At 40.3% G+C, this 24,019-nt stretch carries 22 protein-coding genes; 8 read left to right on the top strand and 14 right to left on the bottom strand.

All coding sequences use genetic code 11. The features are described 5' to 3' along the window. Positions 1-9 precede the first annotated feature (9 nt). From G399_RS0103610 to G399_RS20100, 7 genes are all read left to right on the top strand, one after another. Complete coding sequence (locus G399_RS0103610; RefSeq protein ID WP_006012217.1) at positions 10-870, top strand: FAD:protein FMN transferase; 861 nt, start codon at positions 10-12, stop codon at positions 868-870. A 234-nt stretch (positions 871-1,104) separates the two neighbouring features. Beyond that, entirely contained in the window at positions 1,105-1,767 is a 663-nt protein-coding gene (locus tag G399_RS0103615) for an ABC transporter ATP-binding protein (protein ID WP_006012214.1), read from the top strand. A gap of 51 nt (positions 1,768-1,818) precedes the next feature. Further along, entirely contained in the window at positions 1,819-2,814 is a 996-nt protein-coding gene (locus G399_RS0103620) for an HlyD family secretion protein (protein ID WP_158409436.1), read from the top strand. Next, entirely contained in the window at positions 2,807-3,790 is a 984-nt protein-coding gene (locus G399_RS0103625) for an RND family efflux transporter (protein WP_006012208.1), read from the top strand. The genes G399_RS0103620 and G399_RS0103625 overlap by 8 nt, the downstream gene beginning before the upstream one ends. Next, entirely contained in the window at positions 3,790-5,004 is a 1,215-nt protein-coding gene (locus G399_RS0103630) for an efflux RND transporter periplasmic adaptor subunit (protein ID WP_006012206.1), read from the top strand. The genes G399_RS0103625 and G399_RS0103630 overlap by 1 nt, the downstream gene beginning before the upstream one ends. Then, complete coding sequence (locus G399_RS0103635) at positions 5,001-6,257, top strand: ABC transporter permease (RefSeq protein ID WP_006012205.1); 1,257 nt, start codon at positions 5,001-5,003, stop codon at positions 6,255-6,257. Before G399_RS0103630 ends, G399_RS0103635 begins: the two co-directional genes overlap by 4 nt. Positions 6,258-6,636: 379 nt before the next feature. Next, positions 6,637-7,140 carry a response regulator gene (locus G399_RS20100; RefSeq protein ID WP_081585816.1) on the top strand — a complete coding sequence of 168 codons (504 nt, stop codon included), beginning with the start codon at positions 6,637-6,639 and terminating at the stop codon, positions 7,138-7,140. Positions 7,141-7,291: 151 nt separating this feature from the next. On the opposite strand, the gene mobA is transcribed toward G399_RS20100, so the two are convergent. From mobA to G399_RS0103710, 14 genes are all read right to left on the bottom strand, one after another. After that, positions 7,292-7,846 (bottom strand): molybdenum cofactor guanylyltransferase, encoded by a 555-nt coding sequence (gene mobA / locus G399_RS0103645; protein WP_006012200.1) that lies wholly within the window; start codon positions 7,844-7,846, stop codon positions 7,292-7,294. A gap of 62 nt (positions 7,847-7,908) precedes the next feature. Beyond that, complete coding sequence (locus G399_RS0103650) at positions 7,909-8,844, bottom strand: hypothetical protein (protein ID WP_006012197.1); 936 nt, start codon at positions 8,842-8,844, stop codon at positions 7,909-7,911. A 28-nt stretch (positions 8,845-8,872) separates the two neighbouring features. Beyond that, on the bottom strand, positions 8,873-9,529 hold the full coding sequence (locus G399_RS0103655) for a hypothetical protein (protein WP_006012194.1): 657 nt from the start codon (positions 9,527-9,529) through the stop codon (positions 8,873-8,875). Positions 9,530-9,533: 4 nt separating this feature from the next. After that, complete coding sequence (locus G399_RS0103660; protein WP_006012193.1) at positions 9,534-10,070, bottom strand: hypothetical protein; 537 nt, start codon at positions 10,068-10,070, stop codon at positions 9,534-9,536. Positions 10,071-10,103: 33 nt separating this feature from the next. Then, complete coding sequence (locus tag G399_RS0103665) at positions 10,104-10,511, bottom strand: hypothetical protein (protein WP_006012192.1); 408 nt, start codon at positions 10,509-10,511, stop codon at positions 10,104-10,106. Between the two features lie 23 nt (positions 10,512-10,534). Continuing rightward, positions 10,535-11,452 (bottom strand): hypothetical protein, encoded by a 918-nt coding sequence (locus G399_RS0103670; protein ID WP_006012190.1) that lies wholly within the window; start codon positions 11,450-11,452, stop codon positions 10,535-10,537. 44 nt (positions 11,453-11,496) lie between these two features. Further along, complete coding sequence (locus tag G399_RS0103675) at positions 11,497-12,066, bottom strand: hypothetical protein (protein WP_006012188.1); 570 nt, start codon at positions 12,064-12,066, stop codon at positions 11,497-11,499. Between the two features lie 100 nt (positions 12,067-12,166). Beyond that, entirely contained in the window at positions 12,167-13,516 is a 1,350-nt protein-coding gene (locus G399_RS0103680; protein ID WP_006012185.1) for a hypothetical protein, read from the bottom strand. 37 nt (positions 13,517-13,553) lie between these two features. Beyond that, the gene (locus G399_RS0103685; RefSeq protein WP_006012182.1) at positions 13,554-14,231 is read right to left on the bottom strand and encodes a hypothetical protein; all 678 of its coding nucleotides are present in this window, start codon (positions 14,229-14,231) and stop codon (positions 13,554-13,556) included. Beyond that, positions 14,224-15,933, bottom strand: a complete 1,710-nt coding sequence (locus G399_RS0103690) for a hypothetical protein (RefSeq protein WP_006012180.1) — start codon at positions 15,931-15,933, stop codon at positions 14,224-14,226. The genes G399_RS0103685 and G399_RS0103690 overlap by 8 nt, the downstream gene beginning before the upstream one ends. Next, positions 15,926-17,815, bottom strand: coding sequence for an FHA domain-containing protein (locus G399_RS0103695; protein ID WP_006012179.1), 1,890 nt, complete (start codon positions 17,813-17,815; stop codon positions 15,926-15,928). The genes G399_RS0103690 and G399_RS0103695 overlap by 8 nt, the downstream gene beginning before the upstream one ends. Continuing rightward, positions 17,808-20,372: a bifunctional serine/threonine-protein kinase/formylglycine-generating enzyme family protein gene (locus tag G399_RS0103700; protein ID WP_226988978.1), complete on the bottom strand. Its 2,565-nt coding sequence runs from the start codon at positions 20,370-20,372 to the stop codon at positions 17,808-17,810. Before G399_RS0103700 ends, G399_RS0103695 begins: the two co-directional genes overlap by 8 nt. A 290-nt stretch (positions 20,373-20,662) precedes the next feature. After that, positions 20,663-21,115 carry a hypothetical protein gene (locus tag G399_RS0103705; protein ID WP_006012175.1) on the bottom strand — a complete coding sequence of 151 codons (453 nt, stop codon included), beginning with the start codon at positions 21,113-21,115 and terminating at the stop codon, positions 20,663-20,665. 7 nt (positions 21,116-21,122) lie between these two features. Then, a complete protein-coding gene (locus G399_RS0103710; RefSeq protein WP_006012173.1) occupies positions 21,123-21,569 on the bottom strand; it encodes a hypothetical protein in 447 nt (148 codons plus the stop codon). A gap of 198 nt (positions 21,570-21,767) precedes the next feature. Between G399_RS0103710 and G399_RS0103715 the strand changes: the two genes are divergently transcribed. Further along, the gene (locus G399_RS0103715; RefSeq protein WP_226988977.1) at positions 21,768-23,876 is read left to right on the top strand and encodes a S9 family peptidase; all 2,109 of its coding nucleotides are present in this window, start codon (positions 21,768-21,770) and stop codon (positions 23,874-23,876) included. Positions 23,877-24,019: the final 143 nt, after the last annotated feature.

Here is a 24,019-nt window from a genome sequence, read left to right on the forward strand (position 1 = left end):
TTTTTTTGTATGGCGAGCCCTTGTGAGTTGCTCATTGATACCCTCGACCCTTTGGTGGCTAGCCATATTACCGAACAAGCGGCTGCGGAAGCTTTTCGTATTGAGAAAAAGTTTAGTCGGTATCGCAACGACAATATTGTGTATGCGATTAATCAAGCTCAAGGACAATCTGTTGCTATCGATGTCGAGACCTTTCAGTTACTGACGTTTGCCAATACGTGTTTTAAAATAAGCGATGGCATGTTTGATATTACGTCCGGTGTGTTGAGGCATGCATGGAAGTTTGATGGTTCTGATAATGTTCCTGATGAAGAAACTATACATAAGTTATTGAGATTTATCGGTTGGCATCGTGTTGAATTTAATCAACAACAAATTTTAATGCCAGCAGGCTTTGAAATAGACTTGGGTGGTATTGGTAAAGAGTACGCAGTGGATTGTGTTGCAAAACTATGCACAGAGATCGCTCCTAAGATTTCTATATTGGTCAATTTTGGTGGCGATATTCAGGTTACTCAAGCAAAAAAAGAAGGCCAATACTGGCATGTAGGTATTGAAATGCCAGTGCAAAATAGTCCACAAGCCAAGGATAACCGAACAATATACAAGACCGTATTAGTGAGAATAGCACGCGGAGGTTTAGCAACGAGCGGTGACGCAAACCGATATTTACTAAAAAATGATGTGCGTTATTCGCATGTTTTAAATCCTCAACTCGGAAAGCCTATTATTGATGGGCCTCGTTCTGTCACCGTTGCTAGTGACCATTGTGTGCAAGCAGGACTTATGGCCACCCTAGCGTTACTACAGGGCAGACAAGCTGAACAGTTTCTTATGCAGCAAGAACTGACTTATTGGTGTTATTGGTAAGTCGCGCATAAATGCGACTAATAAGTTCAGCTATATCTGCGTGTACCACATGGCGCATGCCGCAATCATCAAGCCCTAAACGCAGCTAATTGTTATTTTTAAATTAAAAAAATAATCACTATTTTACTTCCCTACGTACCTATTCCCATTGTTTAGAGGTATTCTATTGTATTAAAAATATGCGTACCAACGAGATACGTCAAAATAAGCTACACAGGGAAGTGTTATATCATTATGATTGAAATTCATTCGATAAAAAAACAATTCAAAAATGGAGAAGAAATTGTCACTGCAATAGACGATGTTTCTTTAACCATCAAACAAAATGAATTCGTCGCTGTCATGGGTAGTTCTGGCAGTGGAAAATCAACGTTAATGAATGTCCTGGGATGCCTCGATACCCCTACTTCAGGCAAATATTTACTTGATGGTAAAGATGTCGCTAGCTTAACCGATGATGAGCTTTCGCGGATTCGAAACGAACACATTGGTTTCATTTTTCAAACTTTCCATTTATTACCTAAACTCGATGTTATCGAAAATGTAAAATTACCCCTTCGTTATTCAACGATCAACGCTGAAGAAGCCAATAGCAGAGCCTTGAACCTAATCGAGCGTGTTGGTCTTAGCCATCGAAAAAACCATAAACCATTTGAAATGTCAGGCGGACAACGTCAGCGCGTGGCTATTGCAAGAGCACTCATCAACAAACCAAGTGTTATTTTGGCCGACGAGCCAACCGGAAATTTGGATAGTCAAACCTCAAAAGAAATCATGCATTTATTGACTGAACTGCATGACGCCGGACAAACTATTGTGATGGTAACGCATGAAAATGATATTGCGGCTTATGCGCAGCGAACAATACGCATGAAAGACGGCAAGATAATAAGTTAATCTGAAAAATTATATCAATACTCAAAGGGAACACTTCTGATGGTAGGTTTTATGAAAATACATTTCACTACGTTAAAAGTAATGCGGATTGCCCAACTATTGAGTTTAGCCTTGTTGTCAATAACGGTTGAAGCACAAAGCGATTTGCTATTAACAGGTCAAGTCAGCTCATCCGCCAAACAAGTGATTAATGCCCCACAATCGAGTCGTTGGCAAATTCAAATCCAATGGATGGAAGAAGAGGGTGCCATTGTAAAAGAAGGCGATACGATTGCTGTATTTGATGGCTCAAACGAGCAAAGCAGACTGGATCAGAATATAGAATCATTAGAACGCCAAGTGCTTGAGCTCGAACAAATGAAAATGGAGCAAGACCGCAAATTTACTGACGCTCAGGGTAGCTTAACATTAGCCGTAATGCGAGTTGAAAAAGCACAAATTGAAGCTTCCGTACCCGCTTCTGATGTTAGTCAATATGAAAAGGGCCAATATGACTTAGCACTGCAACGCGCAATGTTGGAACAAGTAAAAGCAGAAGAAGCACTACGACGGTCAGCACAAGAACGTGAAACAGAAATCCAAAAGAAAAATATCGATATTCAGAAGGTAGAAGAAGAGATTGCTTATCTTGAAGGCTTACTCGAAAAAATGAATGTCACAGCAACAATATCGGGACCTATTACTTATGCAATGCACCCGTGGACTCAACAAAAAATAACCGCAGGCAATAATCTACAGCCAAGTTGGAAGGTCATGGATGTGCAAGCAACAACCGACTTTCAAATTGAAACCTGGGTGCATGAAATTGACGCGGTCGGATTAAAGGACAAAACAAAGGTTAAGTTAATAATTGACGCTTACCCTAATAAGTCATTCGAAGGCTATATTGAAGCTATTTCAAGTCAATCTGAAAAACGCGCACAGTGGAGTAAAAGTTCGTACTTTCCTGCCATTGTTAAATTTACCACCGCACCGAGCATTAACTTATTGCCCGGTATGAGCGTTCGAATTCACATTAATAACACAGAAGGCAAACCTAATGCGTAATTCCCTACTTGTTTTAGCCGGCGTTTTTATGCTTAGTGCTTGCGGTAGCGAGCCTATTGAAGTGTATCAACAATCATCTGAAAATATTATTAAAGCACCCGCAGAATTAGTTTCACTGCAACAGATAACCATTGGTCCGCCCAATATCAGACGCATGTGGAGCTTTAAGATCGAGTATATTGCCCGTGAAAATGCCATTGTAAAAGTCGGCGACACTCTACTTCGATTCGATGGGCAGTCACTTCGTAACGATTTATTTGGGCGTAAAAGTGACCTCGATGCAGCAACAAAGGAAGCCGAGCAAGGTGGCTTAAATAATGAAGCCAAGCTCAAAGATCTTCTTCTTAGCTTGGCTGAAGCCAAAATGAACGAGGATAAAACAAGACGTAAAGTTGAAATAACAGACGCCTCGCGCTCTAAAATCGAGCGTCAAAAGCAGCAGGCTGAACATAAAATTGCGACGGAAATCCACTTGCAAGCAAAGAACAGAGTCGCACAGCATAAAGAAGAGATGACCGTTGATGAAAAAGTACGCCAAGCGCGCATCGATAATAGGGCGGTAAGAGTAAAAGAATTAGAAGATAGCATTGATAAGTTGACTATTAACTCGCCAAAAGACGGCATGGTTATTTATCTCAACTGGAACGATGAAAAACCGGCTGTAGGTGACACAGTTTATATGGGTGCAACCTTAATGACACTGCCCTCATTGGACAAAATCTCAGTTAAAGTTGAATTTGATGAATCACACACCGCTAAAGTGAATATTGGCCAAGAGGTTAAGGTCACTTTAGATGCTTTTCCTGAAAGTCCTTTCAATGGCAAAATCAGTGAAATTGGCAAGGCCTTTAGAAATAAATCGCAGCGTAATTTGAAAGTTGTTTTTGATGCTTGGGTAACGCTTGATGAAATGGATACCAGTATTATGCGTCCGGGCATGAAAGCCACCGTTGAACTATCGCAAGGAAGTGTTTGATGTATTTATCTAAAACAGCAAGACTAGCGAGTTTATGTGCTTTATTTTTATTCATTACCGCTTGTGAGGAGGAACAATCAACAGTACCAACTTATGAAGTATCGGAACGGGAATTCAAAATTTCTGTTAGTGCTTTTGGTGAGATAGAAGCAGCCGAAGCTCAAAAAATAGCGTCACCAGGCAACCAACCTATGATTTTAGAATGGTTAGCACCCGAAAATAGTATTGTGCAAGCAGGCCAAGTTATCGCTCGTTTTGATGCTCAACGTATCTTAAAAGACAGTCGCGACGAGGAACTCGAAATGTTGAAGCTGCAGCAGGATATGACTAAGAATAATGCGATTCAAACTCAACAACAAAAAGACATTGAGTCTGACCAAACGTTTGTTAAACATGAGTTTGCCTTTGTTGACCGTTTTGCCATAGATGATTTACGTATTTATTCGCAGTTAGAAATCATAGACACCTTGCAAAATCGTGATTTCTTAGAAGCCAAAGACGATTTCCTCGAATGGAAAGAATCAAGTATTGATCAGCAGCACGAGAGTGAATCGGCAGTGCTCAATATTCGCAACAGTGGGCATGCTGCAAAGTACGATAGACATCAGCAAGCTTTGTCAAAATTGGAAGTGGTTTCCCCCTATTCTGGTTTACTTATCTATGAAAAGGATCGTCGCGGCGAAAAACCATCGGTCGGTCAAACTGTATTTCCTGGTCGTACAATCGCTAATATTCCCAACCTAGATAATATGCAGGCTCGGATTTTTGTGCTGGCTAATGACGCGATTGATTTGGCACTAGAGCAAACGGTGAATATTCGCTTAGATGCTTTTCCTGATCGCGCGTTCAGCGGAAAAATAAATAACGTTGCGGGATTTCCACGCTCAATCGAACGGGGTAACCCAGTGACCTACTATGAAATTACGGTCACGCTGGATGAGCAAGACAAGCGACTGATGCAACCAGGGCGTAAAATCACAGCACAGATTGAAGTAAAACGGCCAGAGCCGACTATCGTCGTCCCGCTGCAAGCTATACATCATGATGAAGGAAAAAGTTATGTTTATTTAAGATTAGACAGTGAATTTTCACGCAGTGAAGTCATCAGTGGTCGTAAAAATCAGTATGTAGTAGAAATTATGAGTGGCGTAACAAAAGGCGATGTTGTTGCGTTAAGCATTCCTGAGTCTGTTGCGGTGGGTGATCAATCATGATCAAAAAGTATCGCGTTTTGTTAGCAGATGCAATTGCTGAGTTATCAGCACAAAAGCTGCGTACTTTTCTAACTCTTTTAGGTATGATTTTTGGTGTTGGTGCTGTTATCGCCATGCTCAATATTGGCGAAGGTGCAGAGCGTCAAGCCTTAAAGTTAATTGATTCTATGGGTGTTAATAACATCATTATTGAGGGTAAAGAATACCCCAGTGAAGAGCTCATCGAGATCAGAGAAGAAAGTTTAGGTCTCTCAATGGGAGACGTGGATGCTGCTCTTGCTACTTTGCCTTTCGTTGAAGGATTTAGTGCCAGTAAAAAAATTAAGATACACGATATTTATAGCGATTTCAGGAAATCTCAAGCTGAAGTTCTTGGTGTTACCCTTACCTACTTTGAACACGCAAACTTGAAGCTTTCTGCGGGCAGGTTATTAAACGAGAATGACAATAATAAAATTGCACAAGTTGCAGTATTGGGCTTTGATACGGCAATGGAGCTGTTTCCTGCGATGGCTGATGATACTAGTAAAATGCTAAATCAATACGTCAAAGTAAATCATGTTTGGTTGCAAATTATCGGCGTATTGAGTCCGCCTCCAGGTGATAAAAACGAGTTTCAGGGTGTTAAAATTGGCGGCGACCGATACAGAATATTCTTACCCTTATCCACTAGTGTTCAGAAGTTTTCAAACGATTTACTGACCAGCGAATTAGATACTATTAAACTTAATATATCAAAAGCTAGCGATCCGCTGGTTGCTTCCAAAGCAGTCAAACAGCTCATGGTTTTGCGCCATGGCGGTATTGAGGATTATTCCCTTATCATCCCTGCGGCGCTGCTTGAACAACAGAAGCAAACTCAACAGATTTTCAACATTGTAATGGCCTGCGTAGCGGGAATTTCGTTACTTGTTGGAGGCATTGGTATTATGAATATTATGTTAGCTAATGTCATGGAGAGAACTAAAGAAATAGGTTTACTGCGAGCAGTGGGTGCTACCCAAGAGGACATCAAACAGCAATTTTTGGCTGAGAGTTTCGCTATTTCTGTACTTGGCGGTATTTTGGGTATTATATTTGGATTGGCTTTATCTGAAATTATCGGTTTTTATTCGGGCTGGGCGGTGAGTTGGTCAATTCCTGCCATCTTTTTATCTCTCAGTATTTGTATGATTGTGGGGGTGGGTTTTGGTGTTTTCCCTGCGATTAAGGCATCTAAACTAAATCCAATTGATGCTCTGCATAGTGATTAATTGTTGTAAGTAGTCAACATGGCAAACATGATACTTTCGTGGCTCAAAAAATTCGGCTTTTAGCGTTATTGGCAGAGAAAATAATTAAGTTATTACTAACTATTTATCACGTCACCATTATTAGATTTAAGTAATTGTTATCGTTACATTAAATTTTTCGAAAAACGATATATTGCTTAATTTATGTATAGAGCGTGTTTATTTTTTAAACAGAATGTAAACCAACGTCTACTTTTTCTGAAAACAGCTTGTATTGATCTCATACATTGGTATTTAAAATAGTCCTGTAATATGACGGCAAGTTTGTTATTTTTAGTTTAGCGCTCTTGTACACATTAAAACGTGTTGCAAGCATTTTTTGGCTAAACCTTAGGAAATCATGATGACAACAGTTAAAACGAGTACGCTAGACTCATTTGACGTTGCCGATGTTAGTGTCGAAATTACGCCAGTAGAAAAAGCTGGAGATGCAACTAAACTCGGAATAAAAGATAAAGTTGCTATGCAATTAGATTTATCAAAGTTCAAGATCCTAGTGGCCGAAGATAACTCAATCAACATGCAAATTATAGTGCGTATGCTTAAATCAACAGGTTGCGCCATTAAGGTCGCTGAAAACGGTTTTGAGGCTATAATACAGTATTATGAATTCCAGCCAGATATCGTGTTAATGGATATCCAGATGCCTGATGTGGATGGTCTTGCTGCACTCAAGGCAATTCGAAATCAGGGCGGCGTAGCGCCTATAATAGCGGTAACAGCTAATGTCACGAAAGACGAGGTTACCGCTTATTCGGCAGCCGGTTTTAACGATGTCATTGCAAAACCTATCAATAGAGAATTATTGATTAAGAAAATTTCAATGGCCTTAACTGCCCAGTAGACTGTCATCATACGAGACATTCTCTAGCCATTGCTGGATTCAAGCAATGCTATTTATCTGTGGTAATTGAATACTGATTTTTACTACTTTCCCTCAACATTGTTGGTTTTAACCGACCAACTACCAATACAGGATACCTACCGCTGGCAAGCTATGGACGCGTTTTATTAAAAATTTGAGTGGCCTCTTCTAATTCTTGTGGCGTATTAACATTACTGAATACGTCTTGCGATACAACAGCAAGTTCTTCTACCCGGTCAGCCTCAATTAGATACTTAATAGACATTCCGTCTGCGTCTTTCAATAATTCAAATCTTGTTAAGATGCTTTTACTTATATACAAACTTAATGGCATTGGGTGCTGTTTATAAATAAAGGTACATCGTTGTATTACCGACTGCTGCACTAACGTTAGTAGTGCGCCCGAACTCAGTAGAGGCATATCATTGGGTATTACTAATACAATATCACCTACATTGAGTGACAAGTGTTGGATAGCCGAATAGATACCCCCAACGGGGCCTTTTTCAGAAAATATATCTGGAATATCAAACTCAGCACCGCTTACCACTACGCGATCTAAATTGAGGGAATTCATTATAGCAATGCTGTGCTCTAACATTGTTTCTGTCCCGATTGTCATTGCAGACTTATCTTTGCCCATTCTGGAAGACTTGCCACCGCTTAACACTAATCCAATTTGCACAACTATTTCCACAGCCCTTTTATATTACTATAGTCTATCGCAAGCTCACAATGACGACCATTTTAATAACATTTTTTTGACGACATAATCCAGTTTTCTGACATCGCACGGTGGTTTAATACAATTTCAGTTAAGCCTATTTGCGATCTTTCTAAAAAATATCGGGCACTAAATGATTGCAGTTTGTTTTCGCCCAATACCGCGGCTATTTTGGTTGCTAAATTAATATCAAAACTCATATCAAATAGGCGAACAGGCCGATCTCCTTGTGCATATAAAGTGAATAAGTTGCGTTCATAACGATTCAAAAAATCGTGGGCAACTCGCAAAAGCTCACTTGGTTGGAACGCGCTTGCTTGAACACGCTCGTTTGAGAGCAAAGTGAGTTGGTAAGGTGGCACTTTCGTTATGACCCCAAACTGCATGTTTTCGCACTTATACATGTGGTTCACAAAAGCCTCTTTTGCAGAGTTCCTTTCGGGTAGCAAAAATTGAATATGCCGATTATTTAAACCGGTTAATTGCTTAATTACATTTTTAACTTGAGCGCCCGTCGGCTTATTAACTAAGTTAGTCGGCATAACTTGGTTTGCAGCTGTGTGTACTTTATAACCCTTTGTTTCTAAGGTCTTTATTGCAGACGCCTGAGCTAACCTTGTCAATATCTGTGGAGCCAGTTCTGACTCAGTCATACTGATCGGTAACGTGGTATTTAATGTGGGAACGCTAGGCAAAGTAACTGTTGCAAAGAGAGGCAATGTTTTAGTTGATAAAGCGGAAACTAATGTGTGTTTATCGCTCCCGTTTATAGCACGATCATTGCTCTGTTTTTGTATGACTTTTTCTACCTTATGTGTTTTATTTTTTTGCCCGTCGGCCACATAAAAAACGTCAAACAACCACACTACTAGTATGCTCAGTAGTACTAAATGAAACCAATACTTGCTGAGCATATGGTAAAGGGCACTATCCTTTGCATTGGTTTTTTGAAACAGCATATTAGTTTCGTCCAATCAATAACGTAAATTAACGACTGATAGCTTGTAAGGCCGTTAATTCCATGCGTTGGACAACCTCTTGCAGTCTGGCTTGATGCTGCAGTTGGCGAAGCCTTGCGTCGGCCTTACGTGATTGAGAAGAGGCACGTGTTTGCGCAGCGGGCGTACTCTGCTGTTTATCATATACTACGGGGTCTGTACTCGTTGCTTGAAATTTTGGCGGCGCTGCAAACACATTTACTGATGTATCATTGTCTTGTAATGTCTGTATTTGTGCATTGCCTAGCATCTTTTTTTGCTCCGGTAATGTGGTTTTAAGCGCGGTTAATTGCTGTATTGCTGACGCCATTTCAACAATATCATTCTGCATATGCTTGAGCTGAATTTCTAGCTCTAAAATTTGCGCCGCGTGTTCGCTGTTGTTTAAAAATTGCGTGAATGAATCGGTCAATGCGCCTTGTTTGGCTGCAGCTTGTTTAGGTGCATCTTGTTTAAGTGCATCTTGTTTAAGTGCATCTTGTTTAGGTGCATTCAAGGATACAACGTCTGCCTCTTTTGTCGGTTTACTGAGCAGAGACTGTTGGGTTTCACTTAACCAAAGTTGACCCTGGCTTGTTTTCAGAACCAGATAGATAAATGCACTGATGCTAACTGTAATAAACGTAATTTTGCGCATAATCGTCATACCCTTACTCCTTTTTATGTTGCATAAATGGCAGCTCAAAAGAGCGCTCATATGGTAACTCCCTTTTTGGCTTGACCATACTGATACTCAATAGCGCTCTGCTTAGCGTTGCCGCTGGCAAGCCCACAACAGTGGTCATAAACGCCATCGAAAATTGTTGTGTTAATATACCAATCACTTCATTTACTGTTTCGGGAGTTAAACTTTGTTTTGACAGCGTGCCTATACCGACGCTTATGCCCAGCAAGGTGAATGTTAATGCTAAGGTTGACATACCATTTGCTGACTGCTGACCTATTTCGAACCAAAACGCTTTTTGCGCCTCATTCACGGTTGTCCTATTAACTAACACAATCGCATAGCCTGCAAAAAGCAACAGGGGGGCGAACAACAAGACGAAACTGTAGCTAAATACTTTTTCAACATAACTCAGCAAATCAATTAGCGTCATATTTGTCATGTAGCTTGCGACCGCTAGTAATATAACTATCGCACCTAATAGTCGACATACCGTTGGGAACCATTTTTTAATTGTTAACATGCTAATGACCCTGTAGTGAATTAGAGCCATTCATTATCTATATCCTGCTCTAGCATTGAGCACACTTTCATTTGTCACGTTTACATTGTTCAACCATTGATCCATCGCACTCATTTTGTGCTCGGCACCGGCGTGAACCAAAAAGGTTTTGTCATACTCTTTAAACGCATTGTCGACCATGGTTGACTTAGTGCTTAATAATCGTTCATCGCGCAATACCATTCTCTCCATATCGGCAAGTTGTCGCTGCCGTTGCTGCAAGCGTTGGTGTTTTTGTTGACTATCGAGCTTGCTGCTCAAAAAGTCGGATATAAGTGTCGCTCTTTCTCGTTCAAGATTTTTAAGTGTAAATAACTCATTAGCGTTGACAAGTTGAGATGAACATAGGCACAGCAGGACAAAAAAAGTGGTTTTTTGGGTAATATTTGATCCGTATTTCATGATGGTAATCTCTATAATATTAATTAAAAGAATAGGTCGGCGGCTTGATTTGGTTTGGTGAAATTATTAATAACGACACCGTCTTCAGTTTCTTCATAGGCCAAACGAAATTCAATGGATTGTGCATCTAATGCAACGAGTTTCGCCATATAGCTGATCATCAGTGCTTCTTGATCCAATAATGATTGGTCACTTGCAGCCTGCATTAGTAATTGTCTAACGTACTCTTGTGCACTCACTTCAACTCCATCAATGGTTGGTGCTAATGAAGATTGATGCTGACTTATGGCTTTTTTTAATTGTTCTATTTTTCCCAAATTCATAGCGAATTCATCAGCGTAAGGACTTTTTTTATCAAGGCGATCATTCAATAATGTAGCATCAACTTGAGCTATAACTCGGTCCATACGTTGTTTTGCTTCTTCTTGTTTGGCCCGCAGTTTTTGCATATCTAAATTTGCTGACGAGTTTTGTTGATGAAACAACTTTCTCAAAACATCTTCATACAAATACTGTTTTTTATTCAGTGCGTCTTGGCGCAGAGACTGACTTAGTTGCATATCATCTAAATAGCTCGACTTTATTTGCACCAAACTAACTCGCTCTTCTGTCATTTCATTCGCGCTAGCGTCTGTTAATAAACTTTGCAACGCTTTAATTTTGTCACCTTTGTCTACAATATTACTTTCCAAAGAGAGTAATTGATTAGCCAGTGGCGACATTTCAAAGTCTTGTTGAATGCGCTTTTCAATTAGATTTGCCGGCAGTTTTAGTAAGGTTTCAGAAGCAACTGGTTGCCAATGGTTGTTTGAATTCGCGTGGACTTTTACCGTTGTAAGCATCACAGTAATAAATACACATAGCATCATTAAATACAACGTCGCCATTCTGTTTTTTGCCTTTGCATTATCTACTGCATTACCCTTTTGTACTTTATTCATGTTCTTAACCTTTTGATGAATATTGATTTATTGAACGACAATACTTAGTTTTTTAGCCAATACTCTTGCCGCTTTAACTCATTACGCAATGCCGTATTTATATTCAGTACCTGAAACTGATGAGCCGACAACTCGTCATGCTGCAGCAAGGCAACAGCGGTATCGACAAACGACGTGTAGTCGGCAAATAAAAGATCTTGTTGAGGAAACTGCGATCTAAATTCAGCTAAGCTATGCTCGGCCAATTTACTTTCTCCAGCTTTGATAAAATTAACAACCGCTAGGGCATTTAATTGCATCGCAATTTGATTATCGGGGTGTTGAGGAAAAAAGGATTTGTTTTCAATACAGCGTGTTGCTGAATTTGCCAGCGCTATTTGCTGGCCAATATCAGCGGCAGCACCGACACTATTTTCACGCTGCAATACCTGCGCATGGCATCCTGCGTCAAGGCGGTCTATGCTCGGTGCTATGGATCGATTAGTGCTATTTAGTCTGCTGTCTTGTGACTCGACAGTGGATTTGTGTAACACACTGTTGCAGCCAGTCAGCAGCAAAAGAAGACTGCTTAATGCCAAGCTAAAATAGTGTGTCGATATGCGTGTTCGTTTCATTTTATTCTCCCGTCTTATATTACTTAAGATTATAAAATGATCAGGCGGCTTTTTAGATTATTTGAAGTTTAGTTTGAATATTAAGCTAAAGTAATATGAATTAATTAGCCGCAGTGACTAACTTTTGACTGATATATTGCGGGTTAACATTAATCTTCGAAAAAAATGACGCCAGTATTTCAACTGAGGGTTTCTGGGTTTGTTGAAGACGTGACAAATAGGATTTACATGCTGCTAGGTCTGCTAGATCCAAATATTGGCTGGTAACAACCAGCACATACTCGCGGTCAGCATTCTGTTGTTTCGGTAATGGAATAGTCCAGTGAAACTCTTCACCAATCACAATCGAACTGAGTTCGATGAGAGTTTTACTATCTGCAACTAACCATATTTGTGGTATCTGCTTGGCAGTTATTAACGTTAGACTACAGGCATCACTAAAGGCCACAGCAGGAATTCTTGATACATATTGTTGCGCAATATTGCTGGCTTGCTTTACCGCATTACCATCGCAATACAGGCCACTTTTCATTGTTGTTATAAATCGGGTGTCAGTATAACCAGCATTTGTATTCAAGGCCCAATACATCATTGCAATAATGACTATAAAAAACACAGGCACCATTGTTAATAATAGGATAACGGCTTTTTTAGACAGGGTTAACGAGTTTGAAGCTGCTCTATCAGAACCCGATGAATTGTCGCTTAATTGTTTAGTACGCGTCGCAGGGAACACCAACTTATGTGTCTGAGCAGACGGGTTGTCATCCTGCACCATAGGAGCGGGCAATAACTGCTCAACATGCTCTTTCAACTGACTTATATCGATAACTGGATAAATAGCGCAATCTGCCGCTGGGAGTATTTGCGGTATGGTGGTTTTTACATGTACCGATGACGCTGTCTGTTGATAGTCCCTACCCTGACTTGTATCTTTAGTATACAGGTTATTTGCAGGTATAAAAAACTCGACTAATATCCCTTTCTTCATCCACAGTTTTATTTGTGGCGACGCTGTCATGCATTTATCAGGAACATGGTTTACCGCCTCAATCGCGCCCGTCGACGTATTAATCTGACCTGTCGCAATCAGAACCACATCTCCAGCCTTAGGTATTCCTTGTCCTAATTGAACAACACCTGCACCTAACTGCAGCGAAGTCACGTTTGCCTGAATGAAATGCGCTAAATAAAAAGGCAATTGCCAACTACTTCCCTGATCGATATTTCTTGAAATATTAGCCCGAAAGCTATGACCACCAAATTCAGATTGGATAACACCTGTACTTTTTTGCACAAATCGATGGTATGCAGAACTAATCGTCGCTAAGTCAGTTGAGCCGTTGATCGTTATCACTGACTGCAGTTCAACGTCTTGCAGTTCAGTAATACTTTGTATAGCGACAAGGCCCTTACTTGTTGCAATAAATACATGGATAGTTAGTGACATTAGTTGTCATGCGTCCGATATTGATTGATAACGTTTATTAGCATAAATACAATTTTGTATTGGGGCTAGTTATTAGATGATAAGTGGCACTGTCTTTTTCAATAATAATCTGTGCTTGTGCGTCCAGTACGAATTCAAAATGCAGCACTTTAAACTGGTTTTTAAGCATACAATGTAAAAATACACCTTTATCGTACAGTGAGGTGTTTGCTTGCGTCTGTTTCAAGCTAAGTAATAGATACACTTGTTTGTTATTGCTTTTATCAGGCTTTATTTGAAAATCAAAATGCGCAGTCTTCCTCGACATTATTTGACTATCCGAACTGGCGGCAACTTGCTCACCACTTGAGGCGAAGCTTATTTTACCTAATACCCATTCATATTGGGTATACAAACTTGCGTTGCTTTTAATAACAGGCATCAATTTTTGCGACTTTGTAGAAAACGGAAAACAAGCGCAGCGGACTAATTCAGCAAATGGGATACGTCGAGTCAGCAATGCTATTACCTGCTCCTCGCCTTCCCCATTTACGCTAACTTGAGCTACCGGAGCAACGCCGGTCAAACGCTTATATTGTTGCTTAACGTTAAAGATAGCAGCTTGTTTAGGATCCAATGGAGGTATTTTTGTTACCTCATTATTTTTACCAATAGTGCTGTTAGTCGTAACATTAGAAGCGCCATTAGTATTGCTGTTACTTTGTTTTTTACTCATGCTTTAGCCCATGCCTTTTTTCCAATTCACCTTTGAATATGAAAAGATCTGAGGTAAAAAATATTTCAAGTGTAACAAGTTCACTGTTTTTATTTGCTAATTGCTGAAAGACCGCCTGGTTTAAATCATGAATAAGCTTGCCGCCTTGCACTATTTGTTCGCCTCCTTGCTCATAAATATCGAGTTCATGGAAGTCTTTGTTGCTTTTAAACCCCACCCGATTATTCTTTGCGAGGGTCTTTTTTGCTAACGAAAAAAAATTATTGAGCGTTTTTGATTGCAACAACCACCGGCTAATATGCGTAAATGTAAGCTCCGGTTTATTTTCACTATTTTCTAGCGTACTCACCAAACGTTGCAACATATGACTAAAATCTTGGCTCTCTTGGCGTTCAATCATCAAGGCAACACCTTGTGATAATAACCCCAAGCATCTAACATCTTTATGTTCATACAATACGGCGGCGCAACATAAAAGTGTATTCCCAGCTTGTTTACGCCAGTCACTTAGACGCCCAAAATAAGTCGTATAATCTTGCTTTGGCCTATCAATTAACACGTCACTTTTATCTCTGGTTTGTTGAATAATTAAATTCTGCCATTCACCAAACACTTCGCTTCGCATCACAGATAAAGGAAACTGAGTAACCGCGCGGCGCAAACCAAATAACAGCGCCACGCATGTATACTCTTTTTTGGTCATGAATTTGGGCTTATCAACGAGCCAGATTGGCGGCGTAATTATATCTTCACTTAATTCAAAAATAGTTTCGTATAACCAAGCAGCCTGATCCTCTTCAAGGTCAGGCGTAATACTCTGACTACTCGTGTGCTCTAAATCAGATTGACTAAAAGAGATTTCACGGGCGACTTTGACTTGTTCGTAAGCAAACTGATAGTCAACAATATCGACTAACACGTTTTCAAATTTCACATATCCAGGTACATTAGTAGCTGAGATCCAAAAATTCAGTACAGCTTCATCATTGAGCTTTTCTACATCGCCATTTTCGCCTATCCATTGATGAATATAACGGTATTTTTGTTGCAGATTAGCCGTGGGCAGATGTAATTTTAAAAATTCGTAAAGCTTCTTTTGTAAATATTTTGCTAATTTTCCCACACACTTGCTATCGGCCCCAGACAGCTGTGTTTCGATGTCCTCTATGATGTTTGGAATATTACCAACCAACAATTCTAGCAAGGCACTCAAGAGCATGACTCTGGATGCGCTAACAGTGAAATCTTGTTTTGCATCACTGATAACTAAGCCCACCTGGTCCAACGTCACTGAGGGTGCATGAAGATCGTGTTGCGTAAGGGGGTAAAGACTACTTCTAAAGCGACTGGGTGAAATCGCTTCTTGTATCCAGAAAAAATCCAATAAACCCTTGCTATAATCCTGATGACGAACAATAGGCCAGCATAAATAAGCCAGTTCTAAACACGCTTTACCGTAATTTCGGCAAAGGACATATTGCGCAAGCTTATCAATGGTTTTTGCAGCGTACTTTTTATTCAGCTCATTATCTCGCCCGCTATTTTGTTTTCTATTTTGTTTTCTATTTTGCTCTCTATTTTGCTCTCTATTTTGCTCTTTATTTCGCCCTCCTTGGTATTCGCGCATTGATAAGGTTTCTCTGAGCATGTCAAATTCAGCTTGTAGCACTTGACTAACACCGTACTCAATAATATTAGTCATATAGCATTTCTTTCACTGATTTGTCGACAACTTGCGCCGCTATAAGTAGCATATCGATAACAAAACCATTTACACTTAGTTGACTTTTTAGCGGCAAAGGCACGGGTCCTAAAATTCTCGTATTATCAATTTTTACATCACAGGTTTGACTTGATAAGTGTAACCAAACTTCTCCTTTCAGTTCAATTTTCAGGACTTCATTAATGTCTGCCTTAGTTTCTTGTTGCGCTTGACTGGCTCGCCACTGTGACTCGCTATACCACATATATTTATTGAGTGAACATATTAGATAAAAATTTTCATTACTTAAATACCAGCGATGACCAGCATACTCTGACGGATTGAGAAAGCTTTTCGCAGACGAAAAACTGACGGCAGGTATCATCGCATTTTGACACAAATCCAAAGCGATACTCTGATTTGTCCCAAGATACCTCACTTGAAAACCGATGCTGCCAAGCTCGTCTGGGGGCGAAAGGTAAATTTGGTCCATCTCAGCTAGAATGTATTCTTGGTTATTTTCACAGGCTCGATATTGCAGCCACATACCATTGGTACTGCCTAAATCCTGAATTGTAAAACCGTTTATCTGACGAACAATAATAATACCCTGATGCACTCGAGAAAGCGTATCTTGTGGCAAGGTAACATCTGCGCTAGTGTCACCTTGCGCTTTGGGAATGCTTCTACCAATTCGCATCGATTGAGCGCAATTAATGTGTATTTTGTGCTCCCTAGAAGCTAAAATAATGCCTTCACATCGTTGTCCTTGATTAGTTGAAATACGATGGATTAAGTTTTTAGTAGACTCAATTTGCAAGTCAACTAGTGGACGATTGACACCAGCTTGTCGCTGGCATAATTCAAGCGCACTGTAAGCTTGCTCTAACGCAGCAAAGACCTTACCCGCATGCGCTAATTCAACCGCTTTTGATACCCGACTTTTAAACTGTTCGCGTTCATCTTGAATAACTTGATATTTATATAGTTGCTCGGCAATTGTTACCTCCAGTGCTTGTGCAGTGATATTTGACGCATTATCTTCGAGTGCTTTTTTAACAAAAATGTGGGCCGATTCAATTTCATTATTTTGCAATAATCGCTGCGCGTTATCAAACCAAATATCGGCCTGGCTGACTCGCTTCTGCCAGTATGATAATTCCTTCTGCCATTTATTACGGCATAAAAATGGCACTGGAATGAGTCTAAGTATATGTACAAATCGAACCCATTTTGCACTCTGATTATTTGACTCATAACAATTTAGTTTAAATTGGACCCAAGACCAAAATGCCAACAATGTCAGCAATATCATTAGTATTACCAAAGCGCTCCAAAACATAACCAACTGTATTGAATAGGCAGAAACAGCTCTCGTGCTTTTAAATAGATTATCTTGGTTTATAAATAGTGAGGAAACCTCAACATTCATGCGTTTAAATAGGAGCGACATTTGCTCCCGGAATTGGCTTGGCGATAGTATAGTAGAAAGCTCGAATGTGATCTCTTTACTCGGTAAAAACAAACCCAAAAAATGCAGTGTTGTTTTTTCATCCAGCAATCTCGTGTTCACGTCATCTGTACTAGAAAGTAACATTGAGGAGACAATATCAAGCTCTTGGGGAGTGAAATTAACAAGTGTTAACTTATAAGTGTAGCGCTTTTTTGTACTTGCTATTGGTGTCGCTAACGGCGGTAAATTACGCTCTGCAAGTGCCGGCAATTTTGGTATAATGAAGCTGCTGTTATTATTTATTTTGCCCTGCAACACATTATGCAGGGTGCTGCCTTCAATTAATAAGGATGACGCCAAAGAATGACGATGATATTGAGTAGCCAACATAAGCAAAGCCATAAGTAAAAAACACACTACTTTATTCATGTATTTCCTCAACTAGCCTAAAGCCTGTGGTATGCGACTTGATCGTCTTGTTTAAAAAATCATCCTCTGAAATAGCTAGCTGATTTGTATCACTCAACCAAGAACCGCCTTTAACCACAGCTAAATCACAACGAGGCTGCAAGGTAGAGTGTGACGCTTTTGCTATATAAGGCTTTGGACATGTCGATGTCCATTCTTGTATGTTGCCATGCATATCAAATATCTGCCAATCATTTGGGGCAAAGCTTTGCACCGGCATTGTGGTATTGACACTGACCTCGTTACTCACATTACAGTTCTTACAATGTGCTTTATTGAGTTGCATTCTTGCGCCCCAGCTGTATTTTTTCGCTGTATTGTCTAATGAAGCCGCCGCCGCAAATTCCCACTCTACCTTAGTCGGTAAGCGCAAGCGTGTGGCTGTTTGCTCAGCTAACCAAGGAATAAACTGTTCATTAACATCGAACCAACTGACATTCATCGCCGGATGCTCGGGCAAAGAAAAAGTACGATAGCGAGGATCTGTTGATAGCGTTTTTGACGTCGCACATTTCCCAGCATCAACGCAAGCGCCATATAACTGGTTAGTAACCTCAAATGACATTATACGAATTCGGGAATACGCGGCCTTAGTGGCCTTTGCGTCTAGATTTTGCAACGTTGACGGTATTACCGGCAGTAATATAAATTCAACGGCTATACCGTCAGCGACGGTTTTATCCGTATTGCCAATAAAGTATCGGGAATCTGACAGTTCAAGTTCTTCATTAATAATGTAGGTATTGCTTGTAATATCAATCTTCTTAGTCACCGTACGGTAACCATTTTTACTAACTCGCAACCAATATTCACCTTGTTTTACGCTACTATTACTGACCGGTATTCCCTGCATAGATTGCAGTACTACATCTGCATCTTGGGGCTGGATCTGCAAAATTACGTCGATGTTGCTTATCGGTATATCTACAGCCAGGCTGTCTTTGATTTGGATTTCTGATATATCATTGATAACATTTTCTTGACTATTTTTAGGCTGGCGAGTGTCGTCTTTTAGCAGACTGGCGAGTAGTTGCTCCTGCTCACCTGCATATCCATCTATATCCGTTAATTCTGCATTACCAAGAGACGATCCACTTGTCTTAAAAGACTGCAACCACCAAGGTATTATCAGCGCACAAGCTATAATAATCACTGCGCAGACAAAGCGTCCTCGTGCTCTATTGCGGGTTGTTTGGTTTGCTGGGCTATGTTGAGTATTTCTGCCTAAGAGCTTGCATTCAATAATGCTGGCTAGCTCTTGCGCCGGTATGTTCAGAGTAGATTTACCTAAGGCTATTAGCTTTTTCTGGTCTGCATCTGTCAGACTGCATTTATTATCTATCGTCGCGCTACTTATTGCTCGATTGACTTGTTCTATCCACAAAAAAAGTGTGGCGGCTTTATTATCTTGACGTGCTAACTGAGACTGGATTTGAGCAATGTACTGAGCCAACCATTGAGGCGAATATTGCTGATGCAGCTCAGCTTCAGCTAGCAAGGCAAATCGAGTAAAGTCAAACTCATTAATTTCGCCTTGTTTTAATAGTGTTTGCTGAATACTCAGTTCAAGTGCTTTTATCCTGTTGTTATCAGTTTTGTTAACATTACTGTTGATCGTCGAATGGCTTTCCCATACTCGAGTGGCTTCAGGATCATCGGATTGCTCACGCCCACTTGCATAAATTTGAGTGGCACATTTTGCAAGGATATTCTCAATCGTGAGCGCCATTTGCTTGGCTGATGCAGGTCTTTGCTTTGGCTCTGAGGATAATCCAAGCTCAATAACTTGGCTAACTTCATGGTCAATATTTGGATTAACAATATTTACCGGCTGCTTTATTTCACTGTAGTGCCCGCCGGTTAAACAACGATACATAAGGGCTGAGACCGCATAAATATCGCTTTTCGTCGTGCTATTTTGGGCATCTATTAATTGCTCTGGGCTAGCATAATATAGGCTGCCGATACCACGTTTAAACAAATTACTAGCATGTTTAATTGCTGGCGTTACCTTAGATATCGAGGTACCAAAGTCAGCGATTTGAACTTGATCATTATCATCTAGTAAAACATTCGCCGGCTTGATATCAAGGTGAACTAACCCCGCCTCATGAATGTACCGCAGGCCTGTTAATATTTGCTGCGCAATGAGCAGTGTTTTATGCATGCTTAGTTTGTTTTGCGAACCCAACAAGTCTGCCAATGAGCGCTTGTAGTATGGCATCACGATATAAGGTTGTTTGGTGTCGGTAAAGTCAAACTCCATAAACGAGACAACATGCGGAGCAGATGATAACTGGTGTAGAATTTTACTTTCACTGATAAAATCTGCTTGCCAATTCTTTATTTTATGTTGCTCCACTGATGCATCACTATTTTGATTATCAAATAGCTGACAATCAAACACCTTAATAGCAAGCTGTACAGATAGATGAGGATCTTGAGCCAAATAAACTTGACTGCGCGCGCCTCGCGCTATCAGTCCCTTCACCTTGTACTTTCCAATGCTTTTTAACAAAAATTCAGTCCCAAACTTAGTAGATGTGGCTGTGAGCGCAAATCAATTCTCATAACATGACTATTATTAAGCCTGCCCTATTGGAATAAAAAAACAAAAATATAAGCCACAAAATTAATTTAGTGTGACGTATTCGCGACTGTTGTAATAACACTACCTAAAATATTATGCAATTATTGCTCCGACTTTTTATATTAAGTAATCGCTTAACTAAATTGCTGAGAGCAATGAGTTTACTTAAACCTTGAGGTGATATGACGCACAGAGAATTAGTCCATTTAACAGGAAAATCACCAGCCCTGTCGAACTGGTTCAACCGCACTGGTGATGGCTTCAGAAGGCTGTGCACTCTTGCTGTGGGCTTTAATGGTATTTAACAGCAAGGTATGTGGCAATTGTAATTCTTGGCCCATGTTTTGAGTCAATTGCTTGCTCTGCTCAGAGAAGCGTTGATATCTTGTCACGTTATGCATTCTAATTGACTGCAATGTGGCAATTAAGTGACGTTTATTCGCCGGCTCTGATCTGTGTTTTTGACGATCTGCATATTTAGATTTATACACCAAAGCTGTATCTTGAATATTGTAAACAAAAACAAAAGTGCGGATTAGTATAATAATCAAAGCAATCACAATTACCGTCAAACTAAAGACTAAGCCTATTTTAGGCTTAGTCTTTAGCAGGCTCAATGCAAACATTTTCATGTACTGATTGGTGTTTATAAAACGGGTTGAGGTATTCATAAATCGCTTACATTTTAGACTCGAACGCAGCTAACCATTCATTATCCATTATGGTCAAAGATAAATCGAAGTCTTTGAACTTTTTTTGCAAGCTCAACGCCTGGATCACGTCCGTATCCATGGGCATAGCAAGTACTAATTTTTGCATAGTGTTGAGCTTACTAATTTGGGTTTGCATCAAATTTTGATCATAAAGGTTTGCCGCATAATAAAAGACATATTGAATTTTAGTGGGTTGTTTTTTGCCCTCGGTGCTCTGTTTAGTTTGGGTTGATTCAGTCAATACAAATGCAGGAACTGTGGTGTGCATTTCCTGCTCTGTATTATCAATCGGTTGAGGCACCCCAATAGAAACTAAGGCTAACAACAGTAGCGAAAAAAATGCCATAGAAAGTGCTAAAGCAACCTCTGTCATGGCCTGTGTACTCTGGTCTTGCGAGTTAGTTGTTCGCATCTTATTGCCCTCATATAATACAAAGTAACGCTGTATAACTATAAATATGAAAAGGTTTGATGGGTTTTTACTATCATTTAACGAGGTGCTTGAAAATAAATTCAAATAACGACAGTATTACCGAATAACGCTATACTACGCTATGAATAGGTTTAGATTAGTGTTGTTAGTTTTTAGAAGTATATTAAGGAAAGTATAATGATAAAAAGGTCTATTATGAGATTTCAACGGATCTCACTTTGTATTGCTGTGTCTGTATTAGGATTGGCTACTTTTAATATCAGTGCACTAAACGCAGATGAACAGAAAACAGCACACAGGAATATTCTGCCAAGCACCTCTGTTGTGGATTATGCGGATGTATTTGAACTAGAATATGCAGCCTCCCCTACTTTTCATCCCAGCAAAGAAATGCTTGTTTATGAACGCCGCTCAATGAATATTATGAATGACCGCAGTCAAATTCAGCTGTGGACTTATGATCTAAAAACGCAACAACATTTACCGTTATTAGCTGATGGAGATAACTATTACTCGCCAAGATTTTCAGAAGATGGTAAACGACTTGCGTATTTGTCAGCACAAGATGGCAAACCACAAATTTTCGTCAGATGGATGGAAACTAACCGTACTGCGAAGCTCAGTAGTTTGCAATCTAGTCCGGCAAATTTAACCTGGTCACCCGATGGCAAATCAATAGCATTTACGATGTTCACATCAACGCAAGCAACAACCCTATTCAAAGACATGCCCAAAATGCCAAAAGATGCTAAGTGGGCAGAGACCGCAAAATATATTGATACCACACAATATAGAAGTGACGGCGATGGTTTTAATGATCCCGGCTTCCAGCAAATTTATGTAATGTCAGCCGAAGGTGGAACACCACGCCAAATTACTTTAGATAAATTTAATCATGGTGGGCAACTTAGCTGGTCGACCGATAGCAAAGCAATCTATTTCTCAGCAAACCGTGATGAAAATTGGGCGCTATTACCCTATGAAAGCAACATCTACCGCGTTGAAGTTGACGCTGGTACGCTTAAATCAGTCACTGACGAAAAAGGCCCTGAGTCTGCGCCATTGGTTAGCCCAAATGGCAAATATCTTGCGTATGAATGGGTAAATGATAGAAAACTGTCGTATCAAGTTAGCCAAATAATGCTACAAGCCCTCGACTCTGATAAACCTGCCGCTTCATTAACACCCACATTAGATCGTCAAATTGGGTCAGTGCAATGGGCAGATGATAGTAAAGGACTTTACTTTAGTTACCTTGATGAAGCTGAAACTAAGTTAGCCTACGTTAGCGTGGGTGGAAAAATAAAAGAACTCCCCGCCAGATTAGGTAGTCAAGCCTTAGGTCGGCCATATACTTCTGGAGAGTTCGATGTATCAGCACAGGATGAAATCGTCTACACCATTAACGATAGTCAACGCCCCGCCGATCTTGCTTTGATGAGCAATAATAAACGTCCGAAACGTCTCACCTCATTGAATGAAGATGCACTAGGGCATTTAACCTTAGCAAAAGTAGAAAAATTTGATGTTATATCCTCGGTAGACCAACGCAAGATTGATGCGTGGATTGCGTACCCACCAAGCTTTGATCCAAGCAAAAAGTATCCTTTAATTCTTGAGATCCACGGCGGTCCTCATGCTGCTTATGCTGAGACATTCAGTATGGAAGTGCAGTTGATGGCCGCGAAAGGCTATGTTGTTGTTTGGTCTAACCCAAGAGGTAGCTCGTCATATGGCGAAGATTTTGGCAACCTAATTCACCACAACTATCCTTCCGAAGATTATAATGACTTAATGGATGTAGTTGATGCGAGTGTTGTAAAAGGTTTCATTGATGATAAGAATCTATTTATTACGGGCGGCTCTGGTGGTGGTGTCTTAACGGCATGGAGTATCGGTAAAACAAACCGTTTTGCCGCTGCAGTTGTTGCTAAGCCAGTAATCAATTGGTTAAGCTTTGCGTTGACCGCCGATGCCTATCCTTTCTTCACACAATATTGGATGGAAGATATGCCGTGGAATATTAGTGATAAACTGTGGAAACGGTCACCATTGTCACTGGTAGGAAACGTGACGACACCTACCATGCTATTGACTGGTGAAGACGATTACAGAACGCCAATAAGTGAAACTGAACAATATTACCAAGCACTGCGTTTACGCCAAATTGATTCAGCCATGGTGCGTATTCCAGGTGCTTCGCATGGTATTGCATCGCGTCCAAGTCATTTAATTCAAAAGGTCGGTCACATCATTGCTTGGTTTGAAAAATATAAACGTAAGTAATATATAAACGTAATTGACATCCTCCCCGCCCTAAAGGGCGGGGATCCCTGCGGGTGAACGCAACTTCTGCGCCCTACCTTCGGTGGGTTCCTGCTTCACAGAGCGGCCTGACTGCGCCGACTCTCCACAGGCTAACAAGCGAT

The sequence above is a fragment of the Brumicola pallidula DSM 14239 = ACAM 615 genome (assembly GCF_000428905.1).
GTDB lineage: Bacteria > Pseudomonadota > Gammaproteobacteria > Enterobacterales > Alteromonadaceae > Glaciecola > Glaciecola pallidula.